Here is a 2,759-nt window from a genome sequence, read left to right on the forward strand (position 1 = left end):
TTCCGCCCGCGCGGGGCCACGACCGATGCAACGCCACGTCCAGAATTCGATCCCCACATTGCGCTTCCGCCTCGCAGCTGCCATCGCAAAAGGCTTGCTGCAATGTCCATGCTGCGGGAGATCAGCAAATCAGGTCATGAATGTTTAATAACACAGTAGAACTAGGCTCTGGGTGTTGATCCGCCAACTGCCGATCTGGCCCACGGACTGCGCGTGATTCAGGTCTGCCTGACTGTTGCGCAGTGCCTGTTCGTCATGCCTGCGCTGGCTGATGTCGCGCAGGATGACGGTGAATAGCCGACGGCCCTGTACATTGATCTGGGAGATGGATGCCTCGACCGGGAAGAGCTCTGTTGCCACTCGTTCCGCTGTCCATTTTTATATCGGCGCGCCGAACTGTCCAGCCACTAAAGATTCCCCTTCTTCATGTGAACTGCTGAAGACAATCGACGGGTAAATGCCTTACTCTATTAGCTTAACTTTGAAACCGGTAGAAGAAACGTCATATGGCCAAGCCTAATTATTCGTTTGCGAAGCGTCAGCGAGACCTCGCCAAGAAACAGAAGAAGGAAGACAAACAACGGCGGAAAAGCGAAGGCGCAAGCGACAATCCGCCTCAGGATGATGAACTGCAAGAGATTCCGCCGCAGACGACCGACGACGAGAAACCGGCCGACTGACCCCGCTGAGCCTTCACGGCACCCTGCGATGATGCTCACGCGTGGCGATGCCATGGGGCCTGAAAGCGTTCATGCTGACCGGGGACAAATAATTGCTGCACCCTATTCCAATATGCCAGCTGTCCTGCGTGTCGTTCAGGCCGACATTACCTCCCTGGCAGTCGATGCCATCGTCAATGCCGCCAATTCGTCGCTGCTCGGCGGCGGTGGGGTAGATGGCGCGATTCATCGCGCCGCCGGCCCCGACTTGCTGGACGAATGCCTCAAGCTTGGCACCTGCAAGACCGGCGACGCGAAGCTCACCCAGAGCTACCAGCTTCCTGCCAGGTTCGTCATCCACACCGTCGGCCCGGTCTGGCACGGCGGCAACCGGGGCGAGCCTGAACTGCTCGCTTCCTGCTACCGGCGCTGCATCGAGGTGGCCGCGCAGAATGGCATTCACAGCTTGGCGTTCCCCAGCATCAGCACCGGGGTTTACGGCTATCCCGTCGAGCGTGCCGCCGGGGTTGCCATCGCGACGGTCCGCGCCGCTGTGCTGGCGTTTCCCGCCATCCGGGAAGTGATCTTCTGCTGCCATTCTGCGGCCGACCTCGCTATCTACCAGGCGCTGCTTGCCGATGCAGCAAGCTGACCGCGCATGGACGTGGTGCTGATTCATGGCATGGGCAGAACGCCGCTGTCGATGATGCGGCTGCGCCGCCGATTGCGGCGGGCCGGCCACCACCCGATCCTGTTTGGCTATTCCCCGACTTTTGAGACCTTGCAGGGTGCGACCGCCCGCCTGGTGAAATTGATTGAGCGGCGGGTAGACACCCGGAATTACGCGCTGGTGGGCCATTCACTCGGCACGGTGATCATCCGCACGGCGCTCGGCCATCTGGAAAACAGACCGCCATGCGCCTGCTTTTTCCTGGCGCCGCCGATGCTAGCCTGCAAGGCGGCCAGGTTCTTTTCCAGATTCCGGCTATACCAATTATTGACGGGTGAAATGGGCCGGTTGCTGGCGGACGCGTCATTCATGCTGCGCTTGCCGATGCCGCCGGTTCCCACCCGGATCTATGCGGGGGTCGGCGGCCCGCGGGCCGCCTGGCTGCCGTTCGGCATGGAGGCCAACGATGGCATCCTCAGCGTGTCCGAAGCCACCGGCCGCTTCGAGGTAGCGGCCGTCAAGGTGCCGTCCATGCACACCTTCATCATGAACTCGAAGCGGGTTTACGATGACATGATCCGGTTCATCGAAACGCTTGAACAGTCCGGGCGTTCCAGCGGAGCGCCACACCAGGAGTAAAGCCATGGAGCCACGCATCAGTCTCATCACCCTCGGCGTAGCCGACCTCGATCGCGTCACCCGCTTCTACGAGGAGTGCCTCGGCCTGCCGCGGCTGGAGACGCCGCCGTCGATCACCTTCTTCGAGCTTGGAAAAACCTGGCTTGCGCTCTGGTCGAGCGAAAGCCTGACTACCGACGCCGGCCTGGCACCGGAAGGTTCGGGGTTTCGCGGCTTCGCGTTGGCGCACAACGTCCGCTCGCCGGCCGAGGTGGATGCGCTGCTGGCTCATGTGGCCGCCTGCGGCGGCACCGTGACCAAGCCCGGCCAGCCGACCGACTGGGGCGGTTACTCCGGCTACTTCATCGACCCCGACGGTTTCCTGTGGGAGCTTGCGCATAACCCGGACTTTCCCCATGTCTGAGCAGCTGACCGAACAGCCCACGATCCGGCTGCCCCATTCATTGAGTGCCTGGGGGACGCCCGAATTCGAGGCGGTGCTCAAGCGGGAAATCGAACAACTGGATGCGGGTCAGCTTCCGCTGCAGCAGGGCTTGGCAGGCAGCAGCTACGTCACGGAGCGGCCGTTCCAGGCAATGCTCATCAGCGCAAGCGAGGGCGCCGGCCTGCTCCGGGTGAAGGCGGGGATTTTCTATACGGGAATCATCGCCGGATGCAGTTGCGCGGACGACCCGACGCCCATCGACGAACTGAACGAATACTGCGTGGTGCAGTTAGACATCGACACGACGACGGCCGCCGCAACCACGGTGACGCTGCTGGCGGAATAGGCGGGCGAAATCCGCGCGGGG

The 2,759-nt window shown here is 62.0% G+C and carries 6 protein-coding genes; 5 read left to right on the top strand and 1 reads right to left on the bottom strand.

What is annotated here, in order from left to right; all coding sequences use genetic code 11:
• Window positions 1-144: 144 nt before the first annotated feature.
• Complete coding sequence (locus ABW22_RS13980; RefSeq protein WP_059758024.1) at window positions 145-360, bottom strand: hypothetical protein; 216 nt, start codon at window positions 358-360, stop codon at window positions 145-147.
• Between the two features lie 146 nt (window positions 361-506).
• Here ABW22_RS13980 and ABW22_RS17760 point away from each other — a divergent pair, with 146 nt between their 5' ends.
• From ABW22_RS17760 to ABW22_RS14000, 5 genes are all read left to right on the top strand, one after another.
• A complete protein-coding gene (locus ABW22_RS17760) occupies window positions 507-680 on the top strand; it encodes a hypothetical protein (protein WP_193393313.1) in 174 nt (57 codons plus the stop codon).
• A 112-nt stretch (window positions 681-792) separates the two neighbouring features.
• The gene (locus tag ABW22_RS13985; protein WP_059758027.1) at window positions 793-1,311 is read left to right on the top strand and encodes an O-acetyl-ADP-ribose deacetylase; all 519 of its coding nucleotides are present in this window, start codon (window positions 793-795) and stop codon (window positions 1,309-1,311) included.
• 6 nt (window positions 1,312-1,317) lie between these two features.
• Window positions 1,318-1,968 (top strand): alpha/beta hydrolase, encoded by a 651-nt coding sequence (locus ABW22_RS13990; protein WP_082708879.1) that lies wholly within the window; start codon window positions 1,318-1,320, stop codon window positions 1,966-1,968.
• Between the two features lie 4 nt (window positions 1,969-1,972).
• Window positions 1,973-2,371, top strand: a complete 399-nt coding sequence (locus ABW22_RS13995; RefSeq protein ID WP_059758029.1) for a VOC family protein — start codon at window positions 1,973-1,975, stop codon at window positions 2,369-2,371.
• Complete coding sequence (locus ABW22_RS14000) at window positions 2,364-2,738, top strand: hypothetical protein (RefSeq protein WP_059758032.1); 375 nt, start codon at window positions 2,364-2,366, stop codon at window positions 2,736-2,738. The genes ABW22_RS13995 and ABW22_RS14000 overlap by 8 nt, the downstream gene beginning before the upstream one ends.
• Window positions 2,739-2,759 lie beyond the last annotated feature (21 nt).

It is taken from the genome of Thiobacillus denitrificans, assembly GCF_001530125.1.
Classification (GTDB): Bacteria; Pseudomonadota; Gammaproteobacteria; order Burkholderiales; family Thiobacillaceae; genus Thiobacillus; species Thiobacillus denitrificans_C.

Excerpts from the sequence above, each read along its gene's own strand:
- ABW22_RS14000 (WP_059758032.1), top strand. The coding sequence starts at position 2,364 with ATGTCTGAGCAGCTGACCGAACAGCCCACGATCCGGCTGCCCCATTCA.
- ABW22_RS17760 (WP_193393313.1), top strand. The coding sequence starts at position 507 with ATGGCCAAGCCTAATTATTCGTTTGCGAAGCGTCAGCGAGACCTCGCC.
- ABW22_RS13990 (WP_082708879.1), top strand. The coding sequence starts at position 1,318 with ATGGACGTGGTGCTGATTCATGGCATGGGCAGAACGCCGCTGTCGATG.
- ABW22_RS13985 (WP_059758027.1), top strand. The coding sequence starts at position 793 with ATGCCAGCTGTCCTGCGTGTCGTTCAGGCCGACATTACCTCCCTGGCA.
- ABW22_RS13995 (WP_059758029.1), top strand. The coding sequence starts at position 1,973 with ATGGAGCCACGCATCAGTCTCATCACCCTCGGCGTAGCCGACCTCGAT.